Origin of the sequence: Phenylobacterium sp. SCN 70-31, assembly GCF_001724605.1 — a bacterium.
In the GTDB taxonomy this organism is placed as follows: domain Bacteria; phylum Pseudomonadota; class Alphaproteobacteria; order Caulobacterales; family Caulobacteraceae; genus Phenylobacterium.
Map to the genome: position 1 here is coordinate 86,586 of NZ_MEEX01000010.1, position 26,948 is coordinate 113,533.

Annotated in this window: 24 protein-coding genes; 14 read left to right on the forward strand and 10 right to left on the reverse strand. The window is 71.0% G+C overall.

All coding sequences use genetic code 11. From position 1 onward, the window contains the following. The first annotated feature begins 43 nt into the window (after positions 1–43). Positions 44–1,219 (forward strand): amidohydrolase family protein, encoded by a 1,176-nt coding sequence (locus ABS78_RS10105; protein ID WP_293378026.1) that lies wholly within the window; start codon positions 44–46, stop codon positions 1,217–1,219. Positions 1,220–1,227: 8 nt separating this feature from the next. Here ABS78_RS10105 and ABS78_RS10110 read toward each other — a convergent pair whose 3' ends face one another. Beyond that, positions 1,228–2,640, reverse strand: coding sequence for a cytochrome P450 (locus ABS78_RS10110; RefSeq protein ID WP_293378029.1), 1,413 nt, complete (start codon positions 2,638–2,640; stop codon positions 1,228–1,230). 128 nt (positions 2,641–2,768) lie between these two features. Here ABS78_RS10110 and ptsP point away from each other — a divergent pair, with 128 nt between their 5' ends. From ptsP to ABS78_RS10130, 4 genes are all read left to right on the forward strand, one after another. Next, positions 2,769–5,030 (forward strand): phosphoenolpyruvate--protein phosphotransferase, encoded by a 2,262-nt coding sequence (ptsP, locus tag ABS78_RS10115; RefSeq protein WP_293378032.1) that lies wholly within the window; start codon positions 2,769–2,771, stop codon positions 5,028–5,030. Positions 5,031–5,081: 51 nt separating this feature from the next. Next, positions 5,082–6,245: a RodZ domain-containing protein gene (locus ABS78_RS10120; protein WP_293378036.1), complete on the forward strand. Its 1,164-nt coding sequence runs from the start codon at positions 5,082–5,084 to the stop codon at positions 6,243–6,245. A gap of 103 nt (positions 6,246–6,348) precedes the next feature. Next, entirely contained in the window at positions 6,349–7,491 is a 1,143-nt protein-coding gene (gene ispG / locus ABS78_RS10125; protein WP_293378101.1) for a flavodoxin-dependent (E)-4-hydroxy-3-methylbut-2-enyl-diphosphate synthase, read from the forward strand. A gap of 90 nt (positions 7,492–7,581) precedes the next feature. Next, positions 7,582–7,875: a hypothetical protein gene (locus tag ABS78_RS10130; protein ID WP_293378038.1), complete on the forward strand. Its 294-nt coding sequence runs from the start codon at positions 7,582–7,584 to the stop codon at positions 7,873–7,875. A gap of 73 nt (positions 7,876–7,948) precedes the next feature. Here ABS78_RS10130 and ABS78_RS10135 read toward each other — a convergent pair whose 3' ends face one another. Further along, the gene (locus tag ABS78_RS10135; RefSeq protein WP_293378041.1) at positions 7,949–8,527 is read right to left on the reverse strand and encodes a pyridoxamine 5'-phosphate oxidase family protein; all 579 of its coding nucleotides are present in this window, start codon (positions 8,525–8,527) and stop codon (positions 7,949–7,951) included. An 89-nt stretch (positions 8,528–8,616) separates the two neighbouring features. On the opposite strand from ABS78_RS10135, the gene prfA reads away from it, so the two are divergent. Continuing rightward, positions 8,617–9,693 carry a peptide chain release factor 1 gene (gene prfA, locus ABS78_RS10140; protein ID WP_293378044.1) on the forward strand — a complete coding sequence of 359 codons (1,077 nt, stop codon included), beginning with the start codon at positions 8,617–8,619 and terminating at the stop codon, positions 9,691–9,693. Here the strand turns inward: prfA and ABS78_RS10145 are convergent. From ABS78_RS10145 to ABS78_RS10165, 5 genes are all read right to left on the reverse strand, one after another. Further along, on the reverse strand, positions 9,638–10,753 hold the full coding sequence (locus ABS78_RS10145; RefSeq protein ID WP_293378047.1) for a YihY/virulence factor BrkB family protein: 1,116 nt from the start codon (positions 10,751–10,753) through the stop codon (positions 9,638–9,640). The genes prfA and ABS78_RS10145 overlap by 56 nt on opposite strands. Before the next feature lie 106 nt (positions 10,754–10,859). After that, positions 10,860–11,843, reverse strand: coding sequence for a spore coat U domain-containing protein (locus ABS78_RS10150; RefSeq protein ID WP_293378051.1), 984 nt, complete (start codon positions 11,841–11,843; stop codon positions 10,860–10,862). After that, positions 11,818–14,076 (reverse strand): fimbria/pilus outer membrane usher protein, encoded by a 2,259-nt coding sequence (locus tag ABS78_RS10155; protein ID WP_293378054.1) that lies wholly within the window; start codon positions 14,074–14,076, stop codon positions 11,818–11,820. The genes ABS78_RS10150 and ABS78_RS10155 overlap by 26 nt, the downstream gene beginning before the upstream one ends. 88 nt (positions 14,077–14,164) lie before the next feature. Next, a complete protein-coding gene (locus ABS78_RS10160) occupies positions 14,165–14,893 on the reverse strand; it encodes a molecular chaperone (protein ID WP_293378057.1) in 729 nt (242 codons plus the stop codon). A gap of 12 nt (positions 14,894–14,905) precedes the next feature. Continuing rightward, positions 14,906–15,409, reverse strand: a complete 504-nt coding sequence (locus ABS78_RS10165; protein WP_293378060.1) for a spore coat U domain-containing protein — start codon at positions 15,407–15,409, stop codon at positions 14,906–14,908. 190 nt (positions 15,410–15,599) lie between these two features. On the opposite strand from ABS78_RS10165, the gene ABS78_RS10170 reads away from it, so the two are divergent. The 3 genes from ABS78_RS10170 (at position 15,600) to ABS78_RS10180 (ending at position 18,515) form a co-directional block, all read left to right on the forward strand. Continuing rightward, entirely contained in the window at positions 15,600–16,388 is a 789-nt protein-coding gene (locus ABS78_RS10170; protein WP_293378063.1) for an MOSC N-terminal beta barrel domain-containing protein, read from the forward strand. Next, a complete protein-coding gene (gene prmC, locus ABS78_RS10175) occupies positions 16,385–17,254 on the forward strand; it encodes a peptide chain release factor N(5)-glutamine methyltransferase (RefSeq protein ID WP_293378066.1) in 870 nt (289 codons plus the stop codon). The genes ABS78_RS10170 and prmC overlap by 4 nt, the downstream gene beginning before the upstream one ends. Positions 17,255–17,522: 268 nt before the next feature. Beyond that, the gene (locus ABS78_RS10180) at positions 17,523–18,515 is read left to right on the forward strand and encodes a DUF4167 domain-containing protein (RefSeq protein WP_293378069.1); all 993 of its coding nucleotides are present in this window, start codon (positions 17,523–17,525) and stop codon (positions 18,513–18,515) included. 78 nt (positions 18,516–18,593) lie between these two features. On the opposite strand, the gene ABS78_RS10185 is transcribed toward ABS78_RS10180, so the two are convergent. Beyond that, complete coding sequence (locus ABS78_RS10185; protein WP_293378072.1) at positions 18,594–20,681, reverse strand: TonB-dependent receptor; 2,088 nt, start codon at positions 20,679–20,681, stop codon at positions 18,594–18,596. 104 nt (positions 20,682–20,785) lie between these two features. On the opposite strand from ABS78_RS10185, the gene ABS78_RS10190 reads away from it, so the two are divergent. Then, a complete protein-coding gene (locus ABS78_RS10190) occupies positions 20,786–21,268 on the forward strand; it encodes a Fur family transcriptional regulator (RefSeq protein WP_293378075.1) in 483 nt (160 codons plus the stop codon). Here the strand turns inward: ABS78_RS10190 and ABS78_RS10195 are convergent, their stop codons facing one another. Then, positions 21,269–22,168, reverse strand: a complete 900-nt coding sequence (locus ABS78_RS10195; protein ID WP_293378078.1) for an RcnB family protein — start codon at positions 22,166–22,168, stop codon at positions 21,269–21,271. Positions 22,169–22,307: 139 nt separating this feature from the next. On the opposite strand from ABS78_RS10195, the gene ABS78_RS10200 reads away from it, so the two are divergent. From ABS78_RS10200 to ABS78_RS10210, 3 genes are all read left to right on the forward strand, one after another. Next, positions 22,308–22,850: a DUF924 family protein gene (locus tag ABS78_RS10200; protein ID WP_293378083.1), complete on the forward strand. Its 543-nt coding sequence runs from the start codon at positions 22,308–22,310 to the stop codon at positions 22,848–22,850. A 112-nt stretch (positions 22,851–22,962) separates the two neighbouring features. Continuing rightward, entirely contained in the window at positions 22,963–23,808 is an 846-nt protein-coding gene (locus ABS78_RS10205) for a thymidylate synthase (protein ID WP_293378086.1), read from the forward strand. A gap of 2 nt (positions 23,809–23,810) precedes the next feature. Continuing rightward, positions 23,811–24,149 (forward strand): phosphoribosyl-ATP pyrophosphohydrolase, encoded by a 339-nt coding sequence (locus ABS78_RS10210; RefSeq protein WP_293378089.1) that lies wholly within the window; start codon positions 23,811–23,813, stop codon positions 24,147–24,149. A gap of 9 nt (positions 24,150–24,158) precedes the next feature. Here ABS78_RS10210 and ABS78_RS10215 read toward each other — a convergent pair whose 3' ends face one another. Continuing rightward, positions 24,159–25,304, reverse strand: coding sequence for a serine hydrolase domain-containing protein (locus ABS78_RS10215; protein ID WP_293378092.1), 1,146 nt, complete (start codon positions 25,302–25,304; stop codon positions 24,159–24,161). A gap of 123 nt (positions 25,305–25,427) precedes the next feature. Between ABS78_RS10215 and ABS78_RS10220 the strand changes: the two genes are divergently transcribed. After that, positions 25,428–26,777 (forward strand): sorbosone dehydrogenase family protein, encoded by a 1,350-nt coding sequence (locus ABS78_RS10220; RefSeq protein WP_293378095.1) that lies wholly within the window; start codon positions 25,428–25,430, stop codon positions 26,775–26,777. The last annotated feature ends 171 nt before the right edge of the window (positions 26,778–26,948 follow it).

Here is a 26,948-nt window from a genome sequence, read left to right on the forward strand (position 1 = left end):
CGAGCCGTCCCATCAGAGGGCCGCCGTCGCGGGAGGACGACCGATGCCCTACGCCCCGGCTCACCGGCCCTATTACGACGCCGATAGCCACATCATGGAACTGCCCGACTTCCTCAAGGCCTACGCCGACCCGGCCCTGCGGGACGAGATTCCCGAGGTGAGCTACTCCGCCTCGATCGTCACCGACGAGGAGGTGGCGGTGATCGTGGGCCAGGGCAACCGGCACAGCCCCGAGCACGTGGCCGCCCAGGTGGCGTTGGGCGACGAGCTGATCGCCAGGTCCAAGGAGATCCAGGCGCTGGGGGCGTTCGACGCCGCCGACCGCAGCGTGGCCATGGACCTGCTGGGCTTCCGCAGGCAGCTCGTGTTCGCCACCCACAGCGTCGCCATGCCCTTCTCCCCCAGCTCGAAACTGGAGCCCCGGCTGCGCTACGGTGCGGCGCGGGCGCACAATCGCCACATGGCCGAGTTCTGCCGCGCCGACCGGCGGCTGATGGGCGTGGCGGTGATCCCGCTGGACGAGCCCGAACTGGCGTTGGCCGAGCTGGAGTTCGCGCTGTCCCAGGGTCTCAAGGCCGCCTGGGTGCCGCACCGGCCCTGTGGTGAACGATCTCCCGGCCATGTGGATCTCGATCCGTTCTGGGCGCGGTTGGCCGAGACCGGCACGCCGTTCCTGCTGCACGTGGGCGGCGCGCCCCTGCAACTGGCCAAGGCCTGGATGAACAACGGCCGGCCGCCCACCAAGGACTGGCTGGGCGGCGGCGAGAACCTGCGCACCAAGGACATCGCCCTGCTGCACGAAGGGCCCGAGCAGTTCCTCACCATGATGGTTCTGGACGGCGTGCTGGAGCGCCATCCGACGCTGCGGGGCGCGGCCGTGGAACTGGGCGCCGGCTGGGTCCCCGAACTGCTGCGCCGCCTGGACTGGGTGGTGAAGCACTGGAGCCGCAACGACGAGAACCTTCAGAAGCTGCGCCGCACTCCCGGCCAGCAGATCACCGAGCAACTGGCGTTCACGCCCTTCGTGTTCGAGGAGGTCGGCGCGTTCATCGACCAGTCGAACCCCGATCTGTACCTGTTCTCCAGCGACTACCCGCACATCGAGGGCGGCCGGAACCCGATCGGGCGCTTCGAGGCGGCGCTGGGCGACCGCTCCGAGGGGGTGCGCGACAAGTTCTACGCCGGGAACTTCCTGAGGATCTTCGCCGACGCGGCCTGATCCGGCCCCTACCGGAGCCGCAGGGTCATCGGCAGGCCGCCCTGGGGCCGCATCGAGACCCGCATGACGGGGCGGATCCGGTGGCCCGGGTCCGGCTCCAGCCGCGCGCCCCGGACCAGGGTGGCCAGGATCGCCACCGCCTCGATCAGCGCGAACGCCTGGCCGATGCAGACGCGTGGACCGCCGCCGAAGGGCAGATAGGCGAAGCGGTGACGCCCCACGCTCTCCTCCGGCCCGAAACGCGCGGGATCGAAGGCGTCCGGGTCGCGCCAGAGCCGCCGGTGGCGGTGGATCGCGTAGATCGGGATGAAGACGAAGGTCCCCTTGGCGACCTGGAGGCCGCCCGCCTCCACATCCTCGGCGCACATGCGGCTCATCAGCGGCAGCGACGGATAGAGACGCATCGCCTCCTGCACCACCTGCCGGGTGAAGAGCAGGCGTTCGACATGCGCATGGGTCAGGCTGGCGTCGCCGGCGACCTCGATCACCTCGGCGCGCACGCGCTCGGCCGTGGCCGGATCGAGTCCCAGGAGCAACAGCGACCAAGTGAGCGCCAGCGCCGTGGTCTCGTGCCCCGCCCCGATGAAGGTGAGCAGGTTGTCGCGCAGCAGCCCGTCGTCCATCCGCCGACCCGTCTCGCGGTCCTGCGCCTGCATCAGCAGGTCGACGAGATCGCCGCGCGGCGGCTCCCGGCGGCGTCGGGCCACCATGGCGTCGACCATGGCCTTCAGCTCGACCAGCGCCCGATGACCGCGGGGCGCCAGCGCCACCCGCGTCCAGGTGGGCCAGCGCAACAGGTCCGCGACGGTGATGCCGCCCAGGGTCTCCAGATAGTCGGTGATGCGCCGTGCCGCCGAGGGAACGTCGATCCCCTCCCCGCCCGACAGCATGGTGTCGAGGATCACCTGGAAGGTGATGGCGGTCATCTCGGTGGACACGTCGAGGCGTGCGCCCTCGCCCAGGTCGCGCCAGCGGGCCAGGGCGGCCTCGGCGGCGGCGCTGATCATCGGCGTCATGGCGGCCACGTTGTCGGGCCGGAAGCCCGGCGCGGCGGCGCGGCGCTGCCAGCGCCAGGCTTCGCCGTGGGCGGTCAGCAGGCCCTCGCCCAGCGCAGGCTTGGTCACCCGCTCGAACATCCAGTCCTTGGGGAAGGCCTCGGCCTTGTCGAGCAGGATATCCTTCAGCATCGCAGGATCGCAGGCGTAGAGGAACCGCTGGCGCTCATCCCCGCGCGCGTAGAACGGCTCCTCGTAGACCGCCCGCGGCCAGGCCTCGATCGGGTTGTCGATCAGCTTCCAGAGGGCATGGAAGTAGGGCAGCGACCGGTCCGGCGGCGTCACGCCGGGCGGGATCGGCCTGGGAGCGGTCGCATCGGCGGAAGACACGCGCGAAAGGTAGCGAAACCACCCGCCCGTCGCCATGCCTCCTCTCGGGGCAAACGTCGCTTTTGGGGTGCAAAAGGCCTTTGAGTCTCGGATTTGAAAGACATTCCTGCTAGGTGCCCGCGAAAGGACGGGCCCGCAAAACCCAGGGAGGAGTTTCGTCAGGGATGGCCGCGACGGTCGCCATTCGAGGTCAGCGGAGCCTGCTGCGGCAGATCCGGGAGGCGCTTGCCGGGGGCGGCCCCGCCCAGCAGCGCCTCAACATGGTGGTGCGCATCATCGCGCTCTCCATGGTGGCCGAGGTGTGCTCGATCTACCTGCGGCGCGCCAACGGCGAGATGGAGCTGTTCGCCACCGAAGGCCTGGATCCCGACGCCGTCCACGTCACCCGGATGAAGCCCGGCGAAGGCCTGGTCGGCGAGATCATGCGGCTGGGCCGCCCGCTCAATCTGGTCGACGCACCCGGACACCCGGCGTTCTCGTACCGGCCGGAGACGGGCGAAGACCCCTATCACGCGTTCCTCGGCGTGCCGCTGCTGCGCGGCGGGCGGGCCATCGGCGTGCTGGTGGTCCAGAACCGCACCGAGCGGGTCTATTCCGAGGACGAGGTCGAGGACATCCAGATCGTCGCCATGGTGGTGGCCGAGATGGTCGCCTCGGGCGAGCTGATCAGCGTCGGCGAACTGGAGGGCGTCGAACTGGCGCCCCGCCGGCCCGAGCGGCTGAAAGGCTCGAAATTCGCCGACGGCCTGGCCTACGGCGTGGCGGTGCTGCACGAGCCGCCGGTCGCCTCCTCGCAGCTGCTGTCGGACGACGTGGCGGCCGAGGAGGCGCGTCTCGCGGCGGCGCTGGAGGGCCTGAAGAGCCAGATCGACCAGATGCTCGAAGGCCAGCACGGCCTGGTCGACGCCTCGTACGAAGTGCTCGAGACCTATCGGATGTTCGCGCACGACCGCGGCTGGAACCGGAGCCTCGAAGACGCCGTGCGCAACGGACTGACGGCCGAGGCCGCCGTCGAACGGGTGCGCTCCGAGCATCGCGCGCGCCTGGGCCAGGCCCGGGACCCCTACCTGCGCGAGCGCCTGCACGACCTGGAAGACCTGAACGACCGGCTCCTGCGCCACCTGTCGGGCAATGGAAGCGTGGCGCGGGAACTGCCCGACAACGCGATCCTGATCGCCCGGAATCTGGGTCCCGCCGACCTCCTCGAATACGACCGGACCCGGCTTCGCGGCCTCCTGCTGGAGGAAGGGTCGTCCGCCAGCCACGCCGCGATCGTGGCGCGGGCGCTGGATATCCCCTGCGTGGGACGCCTCAGCGGCCTGCGCGACAAGGTCTCGGAAGGCGACCCGGTCATCGTCGACGCCGAGACGGGCGAAGCGTTCCTGCGGCCCCGCCCCGATGTGGTGAAGGCCATCCAGGCCCGCGTCGACGTGCGCCGGCAGCGGCAGGCCGAGTTCGCCAAGCTGAAGGACACGCCGGCCTTCACCCGCGACGGGGTGAAGATCACCCTGCTCATGAACGCCGGCCTGGATGTGGACCTGGAGAGCCTGGCCGACACCGGCGCCGAGGGCATCGGCCTGTTCCGCACCGAGTTCCAGTTCATGGTCTCGGAGGAGATGCCGCGCTTCAACGCCCAGACCGCGCTGTACGCCCGGGTGATGGACGCGGCGGGCGACCTGCCCGTCACCTTCCGGACCCTGGACCTCGGCGGCGACAAGGTGCTGCCCTACATGGAGGCCGAGCGCGAGGAGAATCCCGCCCTGGGCTGGCGCGCCGTGCGCATGGGCCTGGACCGGCCGGCGCTGCTCAGGCTGCAACTCCGGGCGCTGATCGCGGCGGCCCGGGGCCGGCCGCTGCGGATCATGTTCCCCCTGATCGCCAACGTGGACGAGTTCCGCGCGGCCCGTGGCTGGGTGGACCAGGAGGTGGCCTGGGCGCAGCGGCGCGGCCGCCCGGCGCCGTCCCGGCTGGACGTCGGGGCCATGATCGAGGCGCCCTCGCTGGTCTGGCACCTCGACGCCCTTCTGCCGATGACCGACTTCGTCAGCGTCGGCACCAACGACCTGATGCAGTACCTGTTCGCCGCCGACCGGGGGAACCCGCGGGTGGCCGACCGCTACGACTTCCTCTCGCCGCCCGCCCTCCGGGTCATGGAGCAGATCCAGCGCGCCTGCGCCGAGACGGGCACGCCCGTCAGCATCTGCGGCGAGATGGCGGGCCGGCCGCTGGAGGCGTTCGCCCTGGTCGCCCTGGGCTTCGAGCGGCTGTCCATGCCCGCCACCGGCGTCGGGCCGGTCAAGCAGATGGTGCTGTCCTGCGATCGCGAGGCGGCGCGACGCGGCGTCTCGGCCCTGCTCAAGTCGGGCGCCGGCTCGGTGCGGAACGAGATTGAAACGCTCGCGCGCAAACTCTACCTCGCGGTCTGAGACTCGCCCGAATCCGTAGACACTCTGCGGGGCGAGGAGCCCCGAACCCGCTTGCTGAAGAAACGCCCCTCGAAGAAGCAGGCCGCCGCCTCCGGGCGCGAGCGGATGCGGGCGATGCTGAACCTCGCCGCCCCCAGTCCGCCACCCCCGGCCGACGCCGGCCCGACCGAACCGGACACGCCGCGCGATCCCCTCTTCGCGCACGACAGCATCGGCGCGGCTCTGCGCGCCATCCGCCTGGAGCGGGGGCTCGAGCTGGCGCAGGTGGCCGAGAGCACAAGGGTGCGGCGGGCCTATCTAGAGGCGCTGGAGGAGATGCGGCTGGAGGCCCTTCCCTCGCGCCCCTTCACCATCGGCTACATCCGCGCCTACGCCACGGCGCTGGGCGCCGATCCCGAGCGCGCCATCGAGCGCTTCAAGAGCGACGAGCCGGTGCTGGACGAGCCCTTGCGCGCGCCGGTGGGCATGGCGGACGAGCGCGACCCGAGGGTTGCGACCTTCGTGGTGGGCGCGCTCCTCATCATCGCCGCCATCGTCCTGTGGAACATCACCCAGCGGGCGATGATGGCCGCTGCGCCCCCGCCGCCGCTGGCCCCCGAGGCCAAGGCCGAAAAGCTGCTGGAGGACCTGAAGCCGGGTCCCGTGGCGCTGGGCGAGCCCCTGCCCGCGCCGGTGGAATCGACCACGCCGCCGGCCTACGAGACGCCCGGACTGGCCGCCGCCCTGGGCCTCGACGGCCGGCCGCCGGGCGAGATCCCGACGCCCAACCGGGTGGGCGAACCGCCCCCGGTGGATCTGGCCAGCCTGAAGCCCGTCTTCACGCCCCAGGGCGCGATCTACGGCCCCGGCGACGCCCGTATCTCGTCGGTGGTGACCGTCCAGGCGCTGAAGGGCGGCGCGCTGATCGTGCGCGGGGCCGACGGCTCGGTCTATTTCGCGCGCCAGCTCGCCAAGGGCGAAGCCTATCGCGTGCCCCAGCTCGCAGGCCTGACGCTCGACGTCTCGGCGCCCCAGGACTTCCAGGTGTTCGTGAACGGCCAGTCCCGAGGCGTTCTGCCCTCGACCCAGGTCCTGGCGTCGAAGCTGGCGGTCGCCGCCGCCCCGCCGCACGCCCCGACGCAGGCCAGGCCCGCCACGCCCACCGCCGGAAGCGCCGCGCCCACGCCGACGACGCCTCCGCCCGTCCCGACGCCCCCTCCGACGCCGCGCCCCTGAGGGTGACCCCTTGGAGCGTCCCCTGAGCGTGATCCCGGGGGGCGTCCGGACCGCGAGGCCGGCCCTCGCTTCGGGCGGCGGATGCGCCTATTTTCCACAGGTCATGACCGTCGAAGCCCACACCGCCGTGCGCCCCTGGCGCGCGATCGACCGCCGCAAGAGCCGCAAGATCCGCGTGGGGTCTGTGGAGGTCGGCGGCGACGCGCCGATCACGGTCCAGTCCATGACCAACACGGTGACCGCGGACGCCGCGGCCACCATCGAGCAAGTGCGACAGCTCGAGGAGGCGGGCGCCGACATCGTCCGCGTCTCCTGCCCCGACGAGGACTCCACCGCCGCATTCCGGGAGATCGCCCGGGCGGCCAAGGTCCCGCTGGTGGCCGACATCCACTTCCACTACCGCCGCGGGATCGAGGCGGCGCAGGCCGGCGCCGCGTGTCTGCGGATCAATCCGGGCAACATCGGCTCGCCGGCCCGCGTACGCGAGGTGGTGCAGGCCGCCCGCGACCACGGGTGCTCCATGCGCATCGGCGTCAACGCCGGCTCGCTGGAGCGCGACCTGCTGGAGAAGTACGGCGAGCCCTGTCCCGACGCGATGGTCGAGAGCGCGCTGAACCACGCCCGCATCCTCCAGGACCACGACTTCCACGAGTTCAAGATCAGCGTGAAGGCGTCCGACCCCTTCATGACCGTGGCCGCCTACCAGCAGCTCGCCGAGGCCATCGACTGCCCGCTGCACCTGGGCGTGACCGAGGCCGGGGCCACGCGGACCGGCACGGTGAAATCCTCCATCGGCATCGGCTCGCTGCTTTGGGCGGGCATCGGCGACACCATCCGCGTCAGCCTCGCCGCCGATCCGGTCGAGGAGGTGAAGGTCGGCTTCGACATCCTCAAGAGCCTGGGCCTGCGCCACCGCGGCGTGAACATCATCGCCTGTCCGTCCTGCGCGCGACAGGGCTTCAACGTGATCCAGACGGTCGAGACCCTGGAACAGCGGCTGGCCCACATCGCCACGCCCATGAGCCTGTCTATCATCGGCTGCGTGGTGAACGGGCCGGGCGAAGCGCTGATGACCGACCTGGGCTTCACCGGCGGCGGCAAGGGTTCCGGCATGGTCTATGTGGCGGGCCGGCCGGACCACAAGATGGACAACGACCGCATGGTCGAGCACATCGTCGAACTGGTGGAAGCGCGCGCCGCCGAGATCGAGGCCGCCCGCGACGCGATCCCCACCGCCGCCGAATGACAATCCGGACACAAAAATGACGCCTGCGTCACTCTTGCGCGGCGAGACCAGACGCGTTTAGGTGGCGCTCCATTTCCCAGGGAGGAACGAATGTCCGCGGACGGCAACTGGAAAGTCACGATCAACACGCCGATGGGCGCGCGCACCATGGCGGTGAGCATCGCCACCAGCGGCGACAGCTTCACCGGCAAGGTCGACAGCGAGATGGGCGCGCAGGAAGTGACCGGCAAGGTCGACGGCGACACCCTGACCTGGAGCACCGACATCACCAACCCGATGCCGATGAAGCTCGAATTCACCGCCAAGGTCGACGGCGACAAGATGACCGGCAACTGCAAGCTCGGCATGTTCGGCAACGCCGCGCTGACCGGCGAGCGCGCCTGATTCCATCGACGACGACGCAGAGATGCGAAGGCCCCCTCCGGCGACGGAGGGGGCTTTTTTCTTGCGGGACGCCTCAGGCCCGGCGCGGCGGGACCACATCGGCGAAGTCGGGCCAGGCCTTCCATGCCGGCTCCACCGGCGGGGCGTCCTCGCTGGGCGTGTAGGGCGAGGCCTCGCCGCGGGCCAGGTCGGGAATGTAGCGGGGGCAGTTGGGGAAGATGTCGACCGGCGTCACCCGCACCAGGAGCTGGGCGCCCGGCATGCCCGCCATCAGGGGATCGTCGCGGACCACCTCGGCCCGGCCGTTGACCCGAAGCCGGCCCGGCCGCTCGCCCATGGCGATGAACAGCAGGCCCACGTGCGGATTGGCCACGATGTTGCCCAGGCTCTTGAACATGCCGTTGCCGTCGTAGTCGGGGAATACGAGCAGGTCCGGCGCGGCCACGCGCGCGAAGCCGGGCGCGCCCCCCTTGAACGAGCAGTCGGGCCGGCCTTCGGCGTCGGCGGTCGCCAGGAAGAAGAAGGGCTGGGCCTGGATGAAGGCCGCCTCCGCCTCGGTGAAACGGTCGTGGCGCAGCTTCTCCGCCAGCCGGTCGGCCAGGGGGCGGCTGCCGAAGGCGTCCTGAAGCGCCCGGTTGCCCTCGTGGAACATGACGTGTCCTCCCGCCGCCATCTTAGACCGGATTTGTCGTGACGCGGCGGCTCGGGTAGAGACAGCGCCCTCCGAAGGACCCGACCACGTTGCGACTCCCCCAGGCCAGGCTCGACCAGGTGCTCGACCGCTTCCGCGAGATCGAGGCGCGCATGGGCGCGGCGTCGGACGGCGCCGAGATCGTCCGGCTGTCGAAGGAGCACGCCGAGCTGAAGCCGGTGGCCGACGCGGTCACCACGCTCGAGAAGGCTCGCGCCGAGGCGCCCGAACTGGAGGAGATGGCCGCTTCCGGCGACGCCGAGATGGCCCAGATGGCCCGTGACGAACTGGAGGCGCTGAAGGAACGGCTGCCCGTTCTGGAGCGCGAGGTGGCCCTGCTGCTCGCGCCCAAGGACCGGGATGAGAACGCCTCGGCCATCCTGGAGGTCCGGGCGGGTACGGGGGGCGACGAGGCGGCCCTGTTCGCCGGCGACCTCTTCCGCATGTACCAGCGCTACGCCCAGGGCCGCGGCTGGCGGGTGGAGATCGACTCCGTCTCCGAGGGCGAGATGGGCGGCTACAAGGAGATCGTGGCCTCGATCACCGGCGACGGCGTGTTCGGGCGCCTGAAGTTCGAGAGCGGCGTCCACCGGGTCCAGCGCGTGCCGGCCACCGAGGCGCAGGGGCGCATCCACACCTCGGCCGCGACGGTCGCCGTCCTGCCCGAACCCGAGGAGGTGGAGATCGAGATCCGCGACCAGGACCTGCGGATCGACACCTACCGCTCGTCCGGCGCCGGGGGCCAGCACGTCAACAAGACCGACTCGGCCGTGCGCATCACTCACCTGCCCACCGGCATTGTGGTCACCAGTTCCGAGAAGTCGCAGCATCAGAACCGCGCGCGGGCGATGAAGGCGCTGAAGGTCAAGCTGTACGACATGCAGCGCGAGGCGATCGATTCCGCCCGCTCCGAGGCCCGGAAGAGCCAGGTGGGATCGGGCGACCGGTCCGAACGCATCCGCACCTACAACTTCCCGCAGGGGCGGGTGACCGACCACCGGATCAACCTGACGCTCTACAACCTGTCGAAGGTCATCGAGGGCGAGGCGCTGGACGACGTCATCGACCCGCTCATCGCCGAGGATCAGGCGGCGCGTCTGGCGGCGCTGGAGGACGAGCTGGCCTGAGGCGGCGGGCCGCCTCACGCGCCTGACGGGCGCCCTCGCGAAGACCGCCGAAGCTGCGGCCGACGTCGTCGGCCACGACGGCGCCACGCTCGCCCAGCGGCCTCGCCGGCCCCACTGTCGAATCGAGGGCGGTCTGGTGCTCGATCTCGGCGTTGAGTTCGGCGCCCAGCAGAACGATCAGCACCGAGACCCACACCCACAGCATGAAGGCGATCGCGGCGCCCAGCGAGCCATAGGTCACATCCAGCCGCGCGATATGGTTCAGGTACCAGGAGAAGCCCGCCGAGCCGGCGATCCACAGCGCCGCCGCGGTCATCGCGCCGGGCGCGATCCAGCGCCAGCGCGCCGGCCGGCGGCTGGGGCCGTAGCGGTAGGCGATGGCGAAACAGCCGGCGGCGACCAGGAAGACCAGGGGCCAGCGCGCCGCGACCAGCAGGCCTTCGCGTATCCCGAACGCCGCCAGCACCATCGGCGCGGCCACCAGGACGGCGCTGATCACGCCCAGGAAGAGCAGAAGGACCAGGGTGAAGGCGTAGGTGACCGCCGTCCGCAACAGATAGGGGCGGCTCTCGGTCTCGCCATAGGCCACGTTCAGGCCGTCCACGAGGGCCCGGATTCCCGCGCCCGCGCTCCAGAGCGAGAGCAGGAGGCTGACGAGGAAGGCCAACGAAAGGCCGGCGGCCCGTCCGGTCGCCAGTCGCATCATCTGCTCGCCCAGCAGGCTCACCGCCTCGGGCGGGAAAATGACCGACAGCTGCGCGAGCTGCGCCTGCACCGCGCCCACGTCGGCGATCAGGCCGTAGAGCGAGACGAAGACACCCAGGGCCGGAAAGATGGCCAGAAGGGTGAAATAGGTGACGCCTCCGGCCACCACCGTCAGCTTGTCGTCGCCGAACTCCCGCCCCACGCGCCACAGGATGTCGCGCCATCCTCGCCAGGGAATGTGCAGCGGCCGCTCGGCCGTGCGGCCGCGGCCGGGCTCCCGGCGTTCGAATTCCTCCGGCTCGACCCCGCGGGGCGATGGGGACCCCGCGCCGACGGCGGGCTGAGCGTCCGTCATTCGAGCCATTCTCTGCAACGTCATGGCGACCTTGAAACCCGCCTCCGGCGGCGGCGTTCCGCCGGCCGGGCCGATCTGCGGCCTTTCGACCGCGGCCGGCCGCGGATCAGTAGGTGATCGTCGCCACCACCGTATCGACGTACTCGCCCGGCGAGGGCGTCGTCTGGGCGGGGGCGCGTCCATAGCCTGTGTAGGTCTGGGTGGCCCCGGACCCTGTTCCCGACCACACCGCCGAAGCGCCCTGGGCGGCCTCTCCCCACGGCTGGGTCGCCGCCGCATCCTTGTAGATGCCGTAGGTCACCCGTTCCGCCCCCTTCGCCAGCCGCCGCGCCGTGGGCCCCGACCCGTTGAGTCCCGGCCCGAGTCCTACGGAATAGGGCGTGCCCGGCGTGCAGCGGACGCTGACCGTGTTCTGAGCCGAAACCGGCGCGGAAAGGAGGCCGACCGGCCCGAAGTCGAGCAGGGTGGCCGAGACCGTGCAACTGGGGGCGACGTCGACCCGGAACGTGAAGGCGGGGGGTGGGATCGCTGTGCCGATGGTGATCCCGGCGCAGGTGAGCAGGTTCAGGCCCCAGAAGAAATTCTGGTTCGCGAACGTCGAGGCGTAGGCGCCGGGTTGAGTCGTCGCCGGGACGGTCACCCGGCCGTACAGCGTCCTCGTGGTGTTGACCCGCCCCGAGAGGCCCGGAATCAGGGTGATCGTCGGAACCTCACCGAAAGCCAGCAACGACGAGGAGCCCCACGGCTGGCTGCGCGCGGCGTCCTGGTAGATCTGGAACGCCAGCGGCGCGCCCGGCCCCGTGAGGCGCCGGCCGCCCGAGCCGTCGTCGCCGCCCGATCCCGGGCCGATGTTCGGGCACAGGGTCACGGGAACGACCGGCGTGAGCCCGGTGCAGGCGAACGACAGGGTCGCCGTGGTGTTGACCGTCCCCCCCGCCAGCCCGTTGACCGTCCCGAAATCACCGTCCGAGACCTCGACCGTGCAGGACTGCGCCCACGCCGCCCCGCCGCCCAGGATCGCCAGGACCACCTGGCCACCGACAACGATGGCCAGCCTGCGCCAGCTAGCGGCATTCCAGGATCGCGCCATGAAACGTCTCCGGGTCTGTTGCGGTTAGGGTCGCGATGCAGAGCGCGCCGGCGCCCAGCTCGACCTGAATGTCGCGGACCGCCGCGGCGTCCTCGACGAAGACCTGCCCGTCGTAGCCGACCACCCGATCGAAGGGTCCGGCGTCGAACCGGGCGCGGGCTCCGGCGGGCGGGGCCGCGCCGCTGGGCAGCCGCAGCCACACCATGCCCTGCCGCGGGGCCGGTGTGACCCGAAACGCGGCCCGGACACCCGAGCCATACGGCGGGCTGACGGAGATCCGGGTGACGGAGGCGAGGGCGGACAGGGGAAGGTCGGTGGTCTCGATGGCCAGAAGGTTGGCGCTGTAAGCGTCGAGGTTGGTCACCAGCGCGCGACCGTCCGCATCGCTGCGGGCCACGAGCCGGTTCTGATGCCGGACCCCCACGCCGGGAACTCCGACGTCCACCGCCGCAAACGCGCCGTCAATGCGGCTTCCGGACGCCAGGGGGCCGTCCAGCCAGACCACGGAGCCTTCGGCCCGGACCTCGGCCTCGCGGGTCCCGCCGTACTGCGAAACGCGACCGGCCACACGAACGACCTCCCCGCGATAGGCGGCTTCCGCCGCGACGCCCGACCGGCGTCCCCGATCCGCACGCAGGCGCCAGCCGACGCCGCCGGGCTCGATCGATTCCTGCTGCCGGACCTCGGCGAAGGCCGACGACCGGCCCCGGCTCTGGTCGAGCCCGGCGCTCGCGGTCCGCGCCGACCCGAGCGGCGCGGAGACCGCGAGGAACACGCCCCGCTCCCGGCGCTGGGCGCGCGAGATGAAGGCGGCCGCCTGGAGATTCCAGCCGTTGCGCAGAATGTAGCTGACCGAGCCATTGAGGATTTCGTACCTCGGCCCGCCCCACGGGTCGCGAAGCGCATAGGTCACCGCCAGCGTCGGCAGTCCGCCCCAGCGCTCGAAGACCGCCAGTTCGAGGGGTCCGGACGCCGTCGCCTGAACCAGGGTCCGGGGTTGCCGCCCGCCGTCCAGCAGGCCGGGAAGGCCCCGCGTGGCGGTTTCCGCGGCGACATCCCGGTAGTCGCCCACCGTTCTCTGGACCTGACCCGCCAGGGCGTATCGGCTCACCCGGCTCTCGAACGCAACGTTGAACAGAGCGCCTTCCGCGCCGCTCCGCCGGCTGGCCGCCGCAGCGGCCGAGGCTGTCCCCAGCGCGCCGAACCGGCGGACGAGGCCGCCGCCCAGCGCCACCACCTTCCCCCCCGCCTCGGAATGGGCCTGGAGCGTCAGATTGTCGGAAAGCCCGTAGCGCCCCGTCGCCGACACCAGGAGCCGATCGTCGTAGTCCGCCGACCTCAGGCCGAATCCCCGGCGTGCGAAGCCCGCCTCGAAGGAGAAGTCCGCCAGCCCCGCGCGCAGGAGTTGCGGAGAGGCGAAGTAGCTGGCGCTGACCACCTGCTCCGCGCCGAACGCATCGCGCAGGACGAGGCGCGCTTCTCCCCGCCCCTGGATCGGCAGATCGGTCACCTCCACCGGCCCCGCAGGAACGCGCCGCAGCATGAGGACCGAAGGCCCCATGGCGACCTCCAGCATGGATGGAACCGCCGCGGTCGCCGAAAGGACCGGCGTGGGTATGGTCACGATGTCGGGGCGGGTGCCGAAATCCCGCCGGAACTGGACACCGCCCAGGCGCAACGGACGTGTCCAGGCCAGCCCACCCGAGATCAGGTCGCCCGCTCTCCACGACAGCGCGCGGTCGACGTCGTCGTAGGTCCATCGGGTGTCCAGCCTCACGGCCTGCGAGCGTCCGCCCGACGTCGCGGCCACCACCAGGGCGTTCTCGGCCAGCCCGAAGCGGCCGAACACACGCGCGTCGAACGCGCCGGTCACGCTCGAGACGCCTCGAACGCCATCGTCGGCCGCTGATGCGGACAGGCTGTAGTTGACGAGCATGCCGGCGTCGCGGGCGGGCGCCTGTCGCGCCGGCGTGGTGTTGAACGAGATGACCGTCGGGAGCACCGCGCGCGCGTCCGCGACGACGAACAGACGCTGGCCGGGTTCGTCGTAGCGATAGTCCACGCCTGGAAGACTGCGCGGGGCGATCTCGCCTTCCAGCCCCGGCGGCGCAGCCAGGCCGAGCGCGCGGATCTCGTCGACCGTCGCCACAAGCTCCCCATCGGGCCGTAGGCGAAAGGCCGCGATCAGACCGGTCGGCTCGCTGTTGCGGTAGACGTCGAGGTGAAGCCTCATGCCAGCCTCGGGGCGCGCCGTCTCGGGCTTCACGGGCGCGGGGGCGGCCATGGCGGCGCCGGCGAGCGCCCAGCACGCCGCCGCGAGGCTAGAGCCGCGGAGAGAGGGTGATGTCGAGCGAACCCGCATCGGTTTCGGCCTTGAGGCGGAATGGAGCGCCGGTGTCGGTGGCGGCCGGCAGTTCCCAGCCCATCTGGGCGCCGGCCAGGACATAGCCCAGCAATCCCGGACGCTCGGAAATCACCTGCCCGGTCGCGTCCAGCACCCTCAGATCGGCGACCCGGACACGGCGTGCGCCGCGATTCTCGGCCGTCAGGAGCAACCCGCCCGGGCCACGCCGGGCCGACATTTGGAGTTGCTCCAGTCGCGCCGCCGTCGCCGCGGCCGGCGTCACGAAGACGGGTATGGAGTGCCGCATCAGCAGGCGGACCTGTCGTCCCTGGGCGTCGGGCGGCGGCGGCAATTCATCCACCACCACGCGATAAGCGCGCTCGCCCGGACCTTGCACGGCGAGGCCGACGACGCGGATGATACGTTCGCCACGCGCCTCGATGGACGCGATCGGAGGACTGACCGCCACGTCTTCGGTCGGGGTGAGGACCTCGCGCGCCCCTCTCTGCGCCCACCGGTACACTCTCACCTGGACATTCACCGGGGAGCCATCGTCGTTGCGCAGGGTCAGCGTGGCCGCCGGACGCTGGGACGAAAGGTCGAGGTTGAGCGGGCTGACCCGAAGGGCGCCGGCCTCCGCGGCCGGGGTCGGCAGGAAGATCAGGCCCGCGAGGGCCAGGACGGCCGCCAGGGGTGATCGCCGCATGTCGCCGCGGTCCTAGTAAGTCACGGTCACGGCGATCGTGTCGCTGTAGGCCCCGGCCGGCGGGCTCGCCACCGGCGGGACGCGCCCATACACGGTGAACGACTGCACGCCCCCATTGCCGGTGCCACCCTGGGTGTCGACGGCGTTGGTCACCCCCCAGACCTGGGTGTGGTTGGAATCCCGGTAGATCGTGTAGGGGATGGTCGCCCCCCCACTCGTGAGAAGCCGGTTGCTGACCGTGGCGCCCGAGCCCTGCCCCGCGCTGAGGCCGATCGAATAGGGCGTCGCGCTGGTGCACTGAACCCCGATCGTGCTCGAGGAATCGACGTTCGACGCGACCGTGGCGTGGGAGCCGAAGTCGAGCGTGGTGGCGGACGCCACGCTGCACGAGCCTTCGATCGTCATGCTGACCTGGAACGATCCCGTGGCCGTCGCGGCCCAGGCCGGGGCCGTGGAGAGCGTGGCGGGGACGAGGACGATGGCGGCCACCACCGCCGAAACGCAATTCCGCGACATGACTCCTCACTCACCTTATGCGGACATTCCTGCCCTTTTCGCGTTGAGCGTGCGCCTCGCGACTTATCAAAAGTTTAAACTCAGAAGATGTTTCCGGAACTATGTCTTCCTATGGTTGTGAAGCTGATCTGCCTTCCTCGAATCCGTATCGCGCCTTGAGGCTGGAGCGGGTTTGGGCGAGAAGCCCTGCATGAGCGGGCACATCGCGGCGATATTCCGTCACCCCATCAAGGGCTTCACGCCCGAGGCGCTGGACCACGCGGATCTGGCGCCCGGCGAGGGATTTCCGCATGATCGGGTCTGGGCGGTGGAGAACGGTCCCTCGGGCTTCGACCCCGCGGCGCCGGCCTGGACGACGAAGCAGAAGTTCACCGTCCTGGCCGCCATTCCCGAGGTGGCCAGAGTCCGCACGCGGCTGGATGAAGCGTCGGGCGTGATGACCGCAGAGGCGCCGGGCGTCGGCGCCTGGTCGGGGCGGCTCGACGCCGAAGCCGACCGCGACACCTTCGCCGAGTGGCTGACCGACGTGCTGCCGTCCGAAGAAATTCGCGGCCCCCTCAAGGTGATGGACGCCCGCGGCGGCTTCCGCTTCACCGATCATCCTCTGGGCCAGGTCTCGATCGTCAACCTCGCCAGCGTGCGCGACCTGTCGGCGAAGATGGGCGTGGACCTCGACCCGCTGCGCTTCCGCGGGAACCTCTATGTCGAGGGTTGGCCAGCCTGGGTCGAGAACACCTGGGAGGGCCGCGAGCTGATGGTCGGCTGGGCGCGCGCCAAGGTCTACAAGCCCATCGTCCGTTGCGCCGCCACCGAGGTCGACCCGGCCACGGGCGTGCGCGACCAGGAGGTGGTGAAGGCCCTCTTCGACCATTATGGCCACATGCTCTGCGGTGTTTACGTCCATGTGACGGTCGCCGGCCGCGTGGCGGTGGGCGACGCGGCCACGGCCCCGCAGGACCGTCCAGAGACCCGCCCATGACTCAGAACCTGCTCCAGGCCTGGCAGGGCGCGAAGGCCCGCCTCGAGGCCGCCCGCGTCCCCGGCCCCGTCATCGACGCCCGGCTGCTGGTCGAGGCGGCGGCCGACGCCACCCGCGTGGACATCGTGAGCGACCCCTACCGGCCGCTGACGCCCGAACAGGCCGCCCGGCTCGAGGACTATGTTTCGCGCCGGGAGAAGCGCGAGCCGGTGAGCCACATCCTGGGCCGCAAGGGCTTCTGGAAGATCATGCTCCGGGTGACGCCCGACGTGCTGACGCCCCGGCCCGACACCGAGACGGTGGTGGAGTACGCCCTGCGCGACTTCCCCGAGCCGGCGCCGTGGCGGATCCTGGATCTGGGAGTCGGCTCGGGCGCGATCCTGCTGGCCCTGCTGGCCGAGCGACCGGCGGCGCGCGGCCTGGGGATCGACGTCTCGGAAGAGGCCCTGGCCGTGGCCCGCGACAACGCCGCATCCCTGGGCCTCGCCGGCCGGGCGGCGTTTCTGCGCGGCGACTGGACGGCGGGGATCGAGAGCGAGGGCTTCGACCTCGTGGTGGCCAACCCACCCTACATCGCCGAGGAGGTGATCGAGACCCTCGACCCCGAGGTGCGCGACCATGAGCCGCGACTGGCGCTGGCCGGCGGGGCCGACGGCCTGGACCACTACCGCATCCTGGCCCCCGAGATTCTGCGCGTGCTGAAGCCCGGCGGACGCTTCGCGGTGGAGATCGGCTACGATCAGAAGAGCGCGGTCGAGGCCCTGTTCCGGGAGGCGGGCGCCGTCTTCGTCGAGACGATCCGGGACCTCGCCGACCGCGACCGCGTGGTGGTCGGTGAGAAAAAGACCTTGGAAACGACGCCCTGAATCGCTACATCAGGTCTGGTCTCCACCCAAATCCGTCGGTGTTGCAGGTAGATGCGTCCCCATGAAGGACGCCCGCCCGTCCCGACAAGCGTGACGCCTTCACCATCAGGGGCCTCTCGCTGGCGAGCTTCCGGGCGGAAGACGGGGAACACTTTCGCTTTCTTGGGGACTGACCGGGCCGAGGCCCGTCCACGCGGAAAGCCAAGCCGCCGAAGAGGCGCTAGGGAAGAACCGGACGGTTTCTTAAAATATGAGAGATTTCAAGGGTATGAAGCGCCAGCGCGGTCGGAACCGGGGTGGCGGCGGCGGTGGCGGCAAGCCTCAGCAGAACGCCAACCGCGCGTTCGATTCGAACGGCCCCGACGGCGTCAAGGTGCGCGGCAACGCCCAGCACGTGTTCGAGAAATACCAGCAGCTCGCCCGAGACGCCGGCTCGGCCGGCGACCGCGTGCTGGCTGAGAACTACCTCCAGCACGCCGAGCACTATTTCCGCCTCATCCGGGCCATCCAGCCCAACCGGCCCGCCAGCGAGATCATCGGCCGAGACCAGTTCGCCTCGGGCTACGACATCGATTTCGAGGACGAAAACGCCCAGGCCCAGGCCGAAGCCGCCGACGACGGCGCGCATGACAATCCCGAAGCCCGCCAGGATGGCGTTGACCGCAGTCGGGAACGCGAGCGGGGCGACTGGCAGCCCCGTGACGGCGAACCCCGCCGCGACCGCGATCAGAACCGGGACCGAGATCAGAATCGGGACCAGAGTCGGGATCGGGATCAGAACCGGGACCGGGACGGCCGTGAAGGTCGCGACAGGGACCGCTGGCGCGACCGGGATCGCAATCGCGATCGGGACCGCCGGGACGACCGCCCGCGCGGCGAGGACGGCGAACGCCGCGAACGCCCCGAGCGATCGGAGCGGCCCGAGCGATCGGAGCGTCCGGAACGCAGCGAGCGCGCCGAGCGTGAGCCGCGCGACCCGCTGGCCGTGATCAATCCGCAGGCCGAGGCTGCGGTCGAGGCGCGCGCCCCGGAACCGCGCAATGCGGAACCCCGCAATCCGGAACCGCGCGGCCCCGTCCTGCGCGACTCCGACGGGGGTTCCAGCGACCTGCCGGACTTCCTCCGCGCGAGCCGCGCGCCGGCCGCCGCGCCGGAAGGGGCCGCCGAGGAGAAACCCGCCCGTCCCCGTCGCCGCCGCGCGCCGCGCAGCTTCGACGCCGGCGAAGGCGCGCCGCCGTCGAGCGAGAGCGAAGAGGCCTGACGCTCGGGTTTACCCCGATATCAGGCCCCGGTGTTCAGGCCCTGGCGCTGGACCTCGGGGCCAAGCGCCGGGCGTCCTTCAGAAGCGGTAGCCCACGCCCAGCCTGAAGTTGCGGCCCGGCAGCGGTGCGATGTCCTTCAGGAACGAGGCGTGCTCGCGGGCTTCGACATCGCCCAGATTACGCCCTTCCAGGAAGATCTTGAATCCCCGGTCGCGCAGCGGCCGGACCGTGAGCGAGGCGTTCAGCAGGGTATAGCCGCTGGTGGGCAGTTCCGCCGCGGCGACCCGATCCTGGCCGCCCACCCGGCGCACCTCGATCATGCCGCGCCACCAACCGGCCTCGTAGATTCCGCGCCCGGCCACCGACCAGGGTGGGATGCGGGCGGGCGGGCCCAGATCGGTCCGTCCCCGGACGTAGTCGGCCGTCCCCTGCAGCGTGAAACTGCGCTCGCCGCGCTCCCAGGCGCGGAACGACCCGTCGATCTCGCCCCCATGGAAGGTCGCGTCGGTCTGGCGGTAGGCGAAGATCGGAAGGCCGCTGTCGTCGTCCTCTGCGCCGGTGGGGCGCAGGTCGATGAAGCCGTCGTAGCGCACCGCGAACAGGTGGGCGTCCACCTCGAAACGGCCGCGCTCCACATGCCCCGTGAGGTCGACGGAGTACGAGACCTCGCTGCCCAGAGTCGGATCTCCGATCTCGAACGAGCGCGTGGCGGGGTGCGCGCCCTGGGCGAACAACTCCTCCTGCGCCGGCGCACGCTCGGTCCGGGAGGCGCTCAGCGAAACAAAGAGGCCCTCGGCGGGCCGCAGGAACGCCCCCGCCGACGCCGAGACGCCGGTGAAGTCGCGGTCGGCCACGAGACTGTCGATCTCCTTGCGCTCGAGGCGCAGGCCGCCTTCGACGCCCCAGGCGTCGCGATCGAACCTCTGCAGGGTGAAGGCGCCCCACTCCTTGGTCCGGGTGGCCGGCACATAGGCCTCGTCGCCCACCGCGGCGAAGTCCCGGCCCAGGAGTTGGAGGCCCACCGCGCCCTGCCAGCCGTCGCGATCCGGCTGGACGAGTTCGATCCGGCTCTCCCATCCGTCCGAGGTGAAACGCGTGGCCGGCGTCCCGTCCTCCAGTTCAACGTGGGTGTAGTCGGCGTAGCCCACCGAGAACCGGAGGGTTTCGAACGGCCCGGCGCCTAGCCGCGTCTCTCCCCGCAGATCGTAGCGGGTCTGCCTCAGCTTGATGCTGACCGCCTCCTCCTCGCCCTCGTCATGGTCATCGTGATCGTGATCATCATGGTCGTGGCCGTCATGATCGTGACCGCCGTGGGCATGGGCGTGCCCGGGGACGCCGTAGTCCGACCGGGTGCGCTTCACCGAGACGCCGACGTAACCACGCTCGCCCACGTACGAGAGGCCCGCGCCGTAGGCGCTGAGGTTGGAGAAGGTGTTTTCGACCTTCGAGTCCACCTTGCCGGGCCATTCGTCGGCCTCGCCCTCGGCGGCGAACTGGCGCCGGGATTCCGGGAAGGTGGGGACCTTATAGTCCTTCGTCTCCCGGCGCAGGCCGTCGGCCGTGACGACCCAGGGCCCCGCGCCGGCCTTGAGCGCGCCGCCCACGCTCCAGCCGTCGTCGACGCTGGAGCCCGACCCCAGGATCCGTCCCGACAGTCCCTCGACCGGCCGTGTCGGGATACGGTCGTCGATGATGTTGACCACGCCGCCGATGGCCGAGCCGCCGTAGGCCAGGGCCGAGGGACCGCGCAGAACCTCGATGCGCTCGGCCTCCTGGGGATCGGAGGCCACGGCGTGGTCGGGAGACAGCGCACTGGCGTCCACCTGGCCCAGGCCGTTCGAAAGCACGAGCACGCGCGGGCCGGAGAGGCCGCGGATCACCGGGCGGCTCGCACCGGGACCGAAGGCGCTGGACCGCACGCCGGCCACCCCCGCCAGGGCGTCCCCGATGCCGCCCGCCGGCGCCTGGTCGATATCCTCCCGCTTCAGGATGTCGACGCTCGTGGTCGCCGAGTCGAGGGTCACGGCGTAGGGCGCGGCGGTGACCACCACCTCGCCCACTTCGCGCGGCGGACCGGCGGCCGGGTTCGCGGCGGATTGTGCGGACGCCGAACCGGCGAGAAGCGCCGTCAGGGCGGCGGCGGAGAAGAATTGGACGCGCGACATCGTGGACCCGGGAGAGGACTTGCGAGAAGGTCAAACTGTTATGAAATAACATAACGACTCGTCAAGTCGTTGCGGCGCGGGCGGATCGGAGATAGCGGAGAGACATGGCGAGCGATTGCCAGCATCACGAGCATCACGTGCACCATGGGCTGTCCGGCGTGGCGCTCAGCCGGGCGCTGGGCGACGCCGAGGGACGGTGCGTCGAACGGCACGAGCGCCTCACCGCACCGCGTCGCCGCGTGCTGGAACTTCTGCTGGGTTCCGACGCCCCGATGAAGGCCTACGACCTGATCGCCGCCTTCGGCGCCGGCGGCGAACCCGCCAAGCCGCCCACGGTCTACCGCGCCCTGGAGTTCCTGGAACGCTTGGGGTTCGCGCACCGCATCGAGAGCCTGAACGCCTACGTCCCCTGCCGCATCGAGGGCGGCCACGTGGCGGCCTTTCTGATCTGCGACTGCTGCGGCGAGGCGGCCGAGTTCCAGCCGGACCTCGGCCCCTCGATGTCGGCGGCCGAAGCCACGGGTTATGCGGTGCGCGCCGTCACCCTCGAAGCCCGCGGCCTCTGCGCCGCCTGCCAGGCCGGCTGATCACCACCAGAAGACGTTGCGCACCACCTGGAGGATACGACCGGTGTACTGGTCGATCAGCAGGGCGTCCGGTCCCGAGCGCACCCAGTCGAAGCCGGGCGGCGGCAGGGGCAGATCGTAGAGCCAGGGGTCGTTGATCCAGTAGCCCGGCCCGAACCAGTCCCGAGGATAGAAGTCTCCGAAGCTCCAGGTCCGCACGTAGAAGCCGCGGGGCGCCCGCCAGTCGTACCGGTACCGGTTCGACGAGAAATAGACCGACGGATAACGGCCACGTTCCCAATGGCGCCGGTCGCCCTGCCGCCGATCCCAGTTGCGACGGTCCGAGTCGCGGCGGTCGTCTCGGCGGTCCCAGTCGCGCCGGTCGCGACCATCGCCACGCCCGTTCCAGTCGCGACCTCCGCGATCGCTCCGATCCCAGTCTCGACCGCCGCGGTCGTTGTCCCGACGTCCATCGCCCGGGCGCCGCTCAGCGGGGCGACCTTCAGCGGGGCGACCGTCACGCCCGCTCCACTCACGCCGCTCGCCGCCGCTCCATTCGCCTCTGGGCCGGTCCGGGCGCTGGGCGTCGCCACGACCGCGCGGCTCGGCGGCGCGGGGCGCAGCCGGAGCCTGCGGCGCGGGTGTCGCGCGCGGCGCCTCGCCCCGGAGTCCGCCCCGATCTCCACCGCGGTCTCCACCACGCCATTCGCCGCCGGATCGACCGGACCGTTCGCCGGTGACAGCGTCGCGGCGGGGCCCTTCACGCCCGGACTGCGCCCGGAACCCGCCGTCTCGGCCGGGGCCGCCGCGCTGTTCCATGCGCTCGCTGCGACCGCCACGATCTCCGCGCTCCTGGCCGAAGGCCGGAACGGCCGTGGCGGCGGCCAAAACGACGGCCAGGGCCGTCATGGTCGTCTTCATGCTCTTCATCGTCCGTCTTGGGACGCCAGACGGCGGCCCGAAGTCCCTTCAGCAAGGACGATGCGCAGGGTCAGGGTGAACCATCCTTGAACGGCGCGACGGATCGCGCCACCTCAGGCGTTGAAGAAAGGATGTCCCCTTGGCCGCGACACCCAACGACGTACTCGCCTTCTGGCGTTCAGCCGGGCCGCAGAAGTGGTTCGCCCGCGACGCGCGCTTCGACGCCGCGATCCGGCTGAAGTTCGAGCCCGTCCATCACATCGCGGCGCGGGGCGAGTACGACCGCTGGGCCGAAACCCCCGACGGCGCGCTGGCCCTGCTGATCCTGCTCGACCAGTTCCCGCGCAACCTCTACCGGAACTCGGCCCATGCCTTCGCCACCGACCCCAAGGCGCTGGCCATCGCCCGCAGCGCCACCGAACGCGGCTGGCACCGGGACGTGGAGGCGGGTCTCCGGCAATTCTTCCTGTTACCCTTCCAGCATTCCGAGACGTTGGCCGACCAGGAATACGGCCTGGAGCTGGCTCGGGACCTTGGCGACGCCGAGACCGTGAAGTGGCATGAGATCCACCGTGACATCATCGCCCGCTTCGGCCGCTTCCCCCATCGCAACCCGGCGTTCGCCCGCGTGACGACCCCGGAAGAGCAGGCGTTCCTGGACGAAGGCGGCTTCGCGGGCTGAAACTCTCCGGCCCGTTTCGACGCCAGCTCATGTGGACGCCCGGCTCTGCGCTGTGGATCGCGGGGATCGAAGCGCTATCCGGCGTCACACGAATCACCGACGCTCGTCCGTGATGAACGCCCATGCCGCCATCGCCGCACCATACGAGGCCGCCCCGGACCATCCCGAGCGCCAGTATCTCGACCTGCTGGCCGATATCCTGGAGAACGGGGCGCGGCGCGGCGATCGTACCGGCGTGGGCACCCTGGGCGTCTTCGGGCGGCAGATGCGCTTCGACCTGTCTCGCGGCTTCCCGCTGCTGACCACCAAGAAGCTGCACCGCAAGTCCATCATCCTGGAGCTGCTTTGGTTCCTCCGCGGCGACACCAACGTCCGCTGGCTTCAGGAGCGCGGGGTCTCCATCTGGGACGAATGGGCCGATCCGTCGGGCGAGCTGGGGCCGGTCTACGGCAAGCAGTGGCGATCCTGGGCGGCGCCGGACGGCCAGGTGATCGACCAGATCGCTGGCGTGGTGAAGAGCCTCAGGACCAACCCCGACAGCCGTCGCCACATCGTCTCGGCCTGGAACCCCGCCGAGGTCGAGGACATGGCCCTGCCGCCCTGTCACTGCCTGTTCCAGTTCTTCGTGGCCGATGGTCGGTTGAGCTGCCAGCTCTACCAGCGCTCGGCCGACGTGTTCCTGGGCGTCCCGTTCAACATTGCCAGCTACGCCCTCCTCACCCTGATGGTGGCCAAGGTGACGGGCCTGGAGCCGGGCGAGTTCGTCCACACCCTGGGTGACGCGCACCTCTACCTGAACCACCTGGATCAGGCGAAGCTGCAGCTCTCGCGCGAGCCCCTGCCCCTTCCGGTGATGCACGTGGCCGACCGGGACGACCTCTTCGCCTTCGAGTTCGAGGACTTCAAGCTGACGGGCTACACCGCCCACCCTTCCATCGCGGCCCCCATCGCGGTCTGACCATGAAGACGCCGCTGACCCTCTCGGAAGTCTCGGAGTCGGCGGCGCGCATCTCGGACATCTACGCCGGCAAGTACGGGATCGCCCGCGACGACGACTGGTACCTGCTGAAGCTCCAGGAGGAGCTCGGCGAACTCTCCCAGGCGCATCTGCGCCTCTCCAGCCGTGGACGGGGCGAGGCCTGCGAGCACGATCGGGCCGACGAGGCCGCGGACGTCCTGTGCCAGCTTCTGCTCTACTGCCGCCGCTTCGGCATCGACCCCGAGGCGGCCGTGCGACGCAAGTGGCTGCAATGGCTGGAGCCGCCTCTCAGCCCGGTCCCGAGCAAACAGCCTTCATAAGGTTCACGGTCAGCCGATCCCCAGCGCGGCCCACATCGCCATCGCCAGGCCGAAGGCGCGGGTGTCGCCCTGGGTCGTGCCGACCATACGGTTCATGGCGTAGGCGAAGGTGGTCCGGGCGTCCATGTCGATGATGATGAGCGAGCCGCCGTAGCCGCCCCAGTACATCGCGTTGGGGTTGGGCAGCGGGACCACGCCGCCCGCCAGGCCGAAGCCCAGCCCGAAGCGCGCCGGGCCGGCCAGGCAGAGGTCTTCGCCCTCGATCTGCAGCTCCAGCGCCTTGCGGCAGCCCGCCTCGCTCAGGAAGCGCCGGCCCTGGGCGACGCCGCCGTTGGCCAGGATGGCGTGCACCTGCGCGACCGAGCGCGCGTTGCCCGTGCCGCCGGCCGCCGGGATCTCGGCGCCGCGCCAGGCGCGGGTCTTCGTCTCGTCCACATGGATGCCGGGGTTGTTGGCCATATTGCGCTGGATCTCGGTCTGGCCGCGCACCTCGGCCTGGGTCGTACCCGGCGCCGGCGGGACCAGTTCGGCCACGCGGCCGTCCTCGGACGCCGGCAGCCCGATCCAGAAGTCGGCGCCGAGCGGCTCGGCGATCTCCTCGCGGAAGACGGTCCCCAGCGACTTGCCGGTGATGCGCCGGATCACCTCGCCCACCAGATAGCCCTGGGTCAGGGCGTGGTAGCCGGGCGCGGTCCCGGGCGCCCAGAAGGGCGTCTGGGCGGCCAGCAGCCGGGTCATCTTCTCCCAGTCGTAGAGGTCCTCCCGGGTGATCGGCTCCTGCCAGCCCGAGAGGCCGGCCGAATGGCTCATGAGGTGGCTGACCTTGACCTCGGCCTTCCCGCCGGCGGCGAACTCGGGCCAGTAGCGGGCCACGGGCGCGTCGAAGTCGAGGTCGCCCCGGTCGGCGACCAGCAGCGCGACCAGCGCCGTCATGGTCTTGGTGGTGGAGTAGACGTTGACGATGGTGTCCCGCGTCCAGGGCCGGGTCTTCGCCGGATCGGCCCAGCCGCCCCAGAGGTCGACCACCGTCTCGCCCTCGACCGTGGCACAGAACGAGGCGCCCAGGTCGGCGCCAGACGCCAGGTTGGCCTCGAACACGTCGCGCACCGCCGCGTAGCGATCGTGGGTCACGCCCTCGACGACACCGTCCGCCATAGTCCCCTCCCCTTCGCCGCGCCGGCGGCCGGTTTCCTTGGCGCGGAGCACACCGCCTTTCCGTGGTGGACGCAATGGCCGACACGCGTCAGCGTCGCGCCACAGACGACCCGGAGACGCCCGATGAGCCCCTCTCGAACGACGAAGACCGCGCTCGGAGCCGCCGCGGCGGCGGCCTGCGCGGTGCTGCTGGCGGGCTGCTCGTCGCCGGGGTCGAGCGACCCGTTCGCCGGCTTCGGCCCCGACCCGACGATCCCGCCGCCGCACAAGGGCCTGCTGCCGCAGATCGGCGTGCCGGAGGTGGTGGGCTGGGCCGGGACGGCGAAGCCCACGGCCCCCGAGGGGTTCACCGTCACCCGCTTCGCCGACGGCCTGGACCATCCCCGCTGGATGCTGGCCCTGCCCAACGGCGACGTCCTCGTGGCCGAAGCGGCCGCTCCGCCCAAGGAGATCAAGGAAGGCGGCGTCCGCGCCTGGGCCGCCAAGCTGCTCATGTCGCGGGTCGGCGCGACGACGCCCAGCGCCGACCGCATCACCCTGCTGCGCGACGCCGACGGCGACGGCGTGGCCGAGACCAAGACCACCTTCGCCCAGGGCGCGGCCCACGGCCTGAAGTCGCCCTTCGGCATGACCCTGGTGGGCGAGACGCTGTACGTGGCCAACGCCGACGGCGTCGTCAGCTTCCCCTATCAGCCCGGGCAGACGTCGGTGACGGGCGCCGGGACGCCGGTGTTCGACCTGCCCGGCGGCCCGCGCAACCACCACTGGACCAAGAACGTGATGGCCAGTCCGGACGGCGCCCGGCTGTACGCGACGGTCGGCTCGGACTCCAACATCGGCGAGAACGGCCTGGAGACCGAGACCGGCCGCGCCGCCGTCTGGGAATACGACCTGGCGACGAAGCAGGCGCGGGTGTTCGCCAGCGGCCTGCGCAACCCCAACGGCCTCGACTTCGAGCCGACGACGGGCGCGCTGTGGACCGTGGTCAACGAGCGCGACGAGATCGGCCCGGACCTGCCGCCGGACTACCTCACCCGCGTCAGGGACGGCGGCTTCTACGGCTGGCCCTACAGCTACTGGGGCACGATCGTGGACAAGCGGGTGACGCCCGAACGTCCCGAACTGGTGGCCACGGCGCTGAAGCCGGACTACGGCCTGGGCGCGCACACCGCCTCGCTGGGCCTCGTCTTCTATCGGGGCGAGGCGTTCCCGGCGGCCTACCGGGGCGGGGCGTTCATCGGCCAGCACGGCTCGTGGAACCGCAAGCCGCTGGCCGGCTATCGGGTGGTGTTCGTGCCCTTCGCCGACGGCCGGCCGCAGACGCCGGCGCAGGAGTTCCTGACCGGGTTCCTGAACGCGGACGGCAAGATCCAGGGCCGCCCGGTGGGCGTGGCGGTGGACGGCCGCGGCGCCCTGCTGGTGGCCGACGACGTGGGCGACGTCATCTGGCGCGTGGCCGCGACGGGCGGCTGAGCGGGACGGCGTGGGCGGGACGGCGGGGGCGTCGGTCTCTGGGTCTGTCTGGAACCACGGAAGACACGGAAAACACGGAAGGGGCCTGAGCCTCCGCGGGAGCGGAGGCTCGGTCATGGGACCGCGGAAAACGCGGAAGGGCGCGGAAAGCGCAGCTTCGCCTTCCGCGTC

What these genes read in the sequence shown, in the direction of transcription:
- ABS78_RS10105 (WP_293378026.1), top strand. Translation starts at nt 44, where the DNA reads ATGCCCTACGCCCCGGCTCACCGGCCCTATTACGACGCCGATAGCCAC.
- ABS78_RS10110 (WP_293378029.1), bottom strand. Translation starts at nt 2,640, where the DNA reads ATGGCGACGGGCGGGTGGTTTCGCTACCTTTCGCGCGTGTCTTCCGCC.
- ptsP (WP_293378032.1), top strand. Translation starts at nt 2,769, where the DNA reads ATGGCCGCGACGGTCGCCATTCGAGGTCAGCGGAGCCTGCTGCGGCAG.
- ispG (WP_293378101.1), top strand. Translation starts at nt 6,349, where the DNA reads ATGACCGTCGAAGCCCACACCGCCGTGCGCCCCTGGCGCGCGATCGAC.
- ABS78_RS10130 (WP_293378038.1), top strand. Translation starts at nt 7,582, where the DNA reads ATGTCCGCGGACGGCAACTGGAAAGTCACGATCAACACGCCGATGGGC.
- ABS78_RS10135 (WP_293378041.1), bottom strand. Translation starts at nt 8,527, where the DNA reads ATGTTCCACGAGGGCAACCGGGCGCTTCAGGACGCCTTCGGCAGCCGC.
- ABS78_RS10145 (WP_293378047.1), bottom strand. Translation starts at nt 10,753, where the DNA reads ATGACGGACGCTCAGCCCGCCGTCGGCGCGGGGTCCCCATCGCCCCGC.
- ABS78_RS10150 (WP_293378051.1), bottom strand. Translation starts at nt 11,843, where the DNA reads ATGGCGCGATCCTGGAATGCCGCTAGCTGGCGCAGGCTGGCCATCGTT.
- ABS78_RS10155 (WP_293378054.1), bottom strand. Translation starts at nt 14,076, where the DNA reads ATGAGGCTTCACCTCGACGTCTACCGCAACAGCGAGCCGACCGGTCTG.
- ABS78_RS10160 (WP_293378057.1), bottom strand. Translation starts at nt 14,893, where the DNA reads ATGCGGCGATCACCCCTGGCGGCCGTCCTGGCCCTCGCGGGCCTGATC.
- ABS78_RS10165 (WP_293378060.1), bottom strand. Translation starts at nt 15,409, where the DNA reads ATGTCGCGGAATTGCGTTTCGGCGGTGGTGGCCGCCATCGTCCTCGTC.
- ABS78_RS10170 (WP_293378063.1), top strand. Translation starts at nt 15,600, where the DNA reads ATGAGCGGGCACATCGCGGCGATATTCCGTCACCCCATCAAGGGCTTC.
- prmC (WP_293378066.1), top strand. Translation starts at nt 16,385, where the DNA reads ATGACTCAGAACCTGCTCCAGGCCTGGCAGGGCGCGAAGGCCCGCCTC.
- ABS78_RS10180 (WP_293378069.1), top strand. Translation starts at nt 17,523, where the DNA reads ATGAAGCGCCAGCGCGGTCGGAACCGGGGTGGCGGCGGCGGTGGCGGC.
- ABS78_RS10185 (WP_293378072.1), bottom strand. Translation starts at nt 20,681, where the DNA reads ATGTCGCGCGTCCAATTCTTCTCCGCCGCCGCCCTGACGGCGCTTCTC.
- ABS78_RS10190 (WP_293378075.1), top strand. Translation starts at nt 20,786, where the DNA reads ATGGCGAGCGATTGCCAGCATCACGAGCATCACGTGCACCATGGGCTG.
- ABS78_RS10195 (WP_293378078.1), bottom strand. Translation starts at nt 22,168, where the DNA reads ATGAAGACGACCATGACGGCCCTGGCCGTCGTTTTGGCCGCCGCCACG.
- ABS78_RS10205 (WP_293378086.1), top strand. Translation starts at nt 22,963, where the DNA reads ATGAACGCCCATGCCGCCATCGCCGCACCATACGAGGCCGCCCCGGAC.
- ABS78_RS10210 (WP_293378089.1), top strand. Translation starts at nt 23,811, where the DNA reads ATGAAGACGCCGCTGACCCTCTCGGAAGTCTCGGAGTCGGCGGCGCGC.
- ABS78_RS10215 (WP_293378092.1), bottom strand. Translation starts at nt 25,304, where the DNA reads ATGGCGGACGGTGTCGTCGAGGGCGTGACCCACGATCGCTACGCGGCG.
- ABS78_RS10220 (WP_293378095.1), top strand. Translation starts at nt 25,428, where the DNA reads ATGAGCCCCTCTCGAACGACGAAGACCGCGCTCGGAGCCGCCGCGGCG.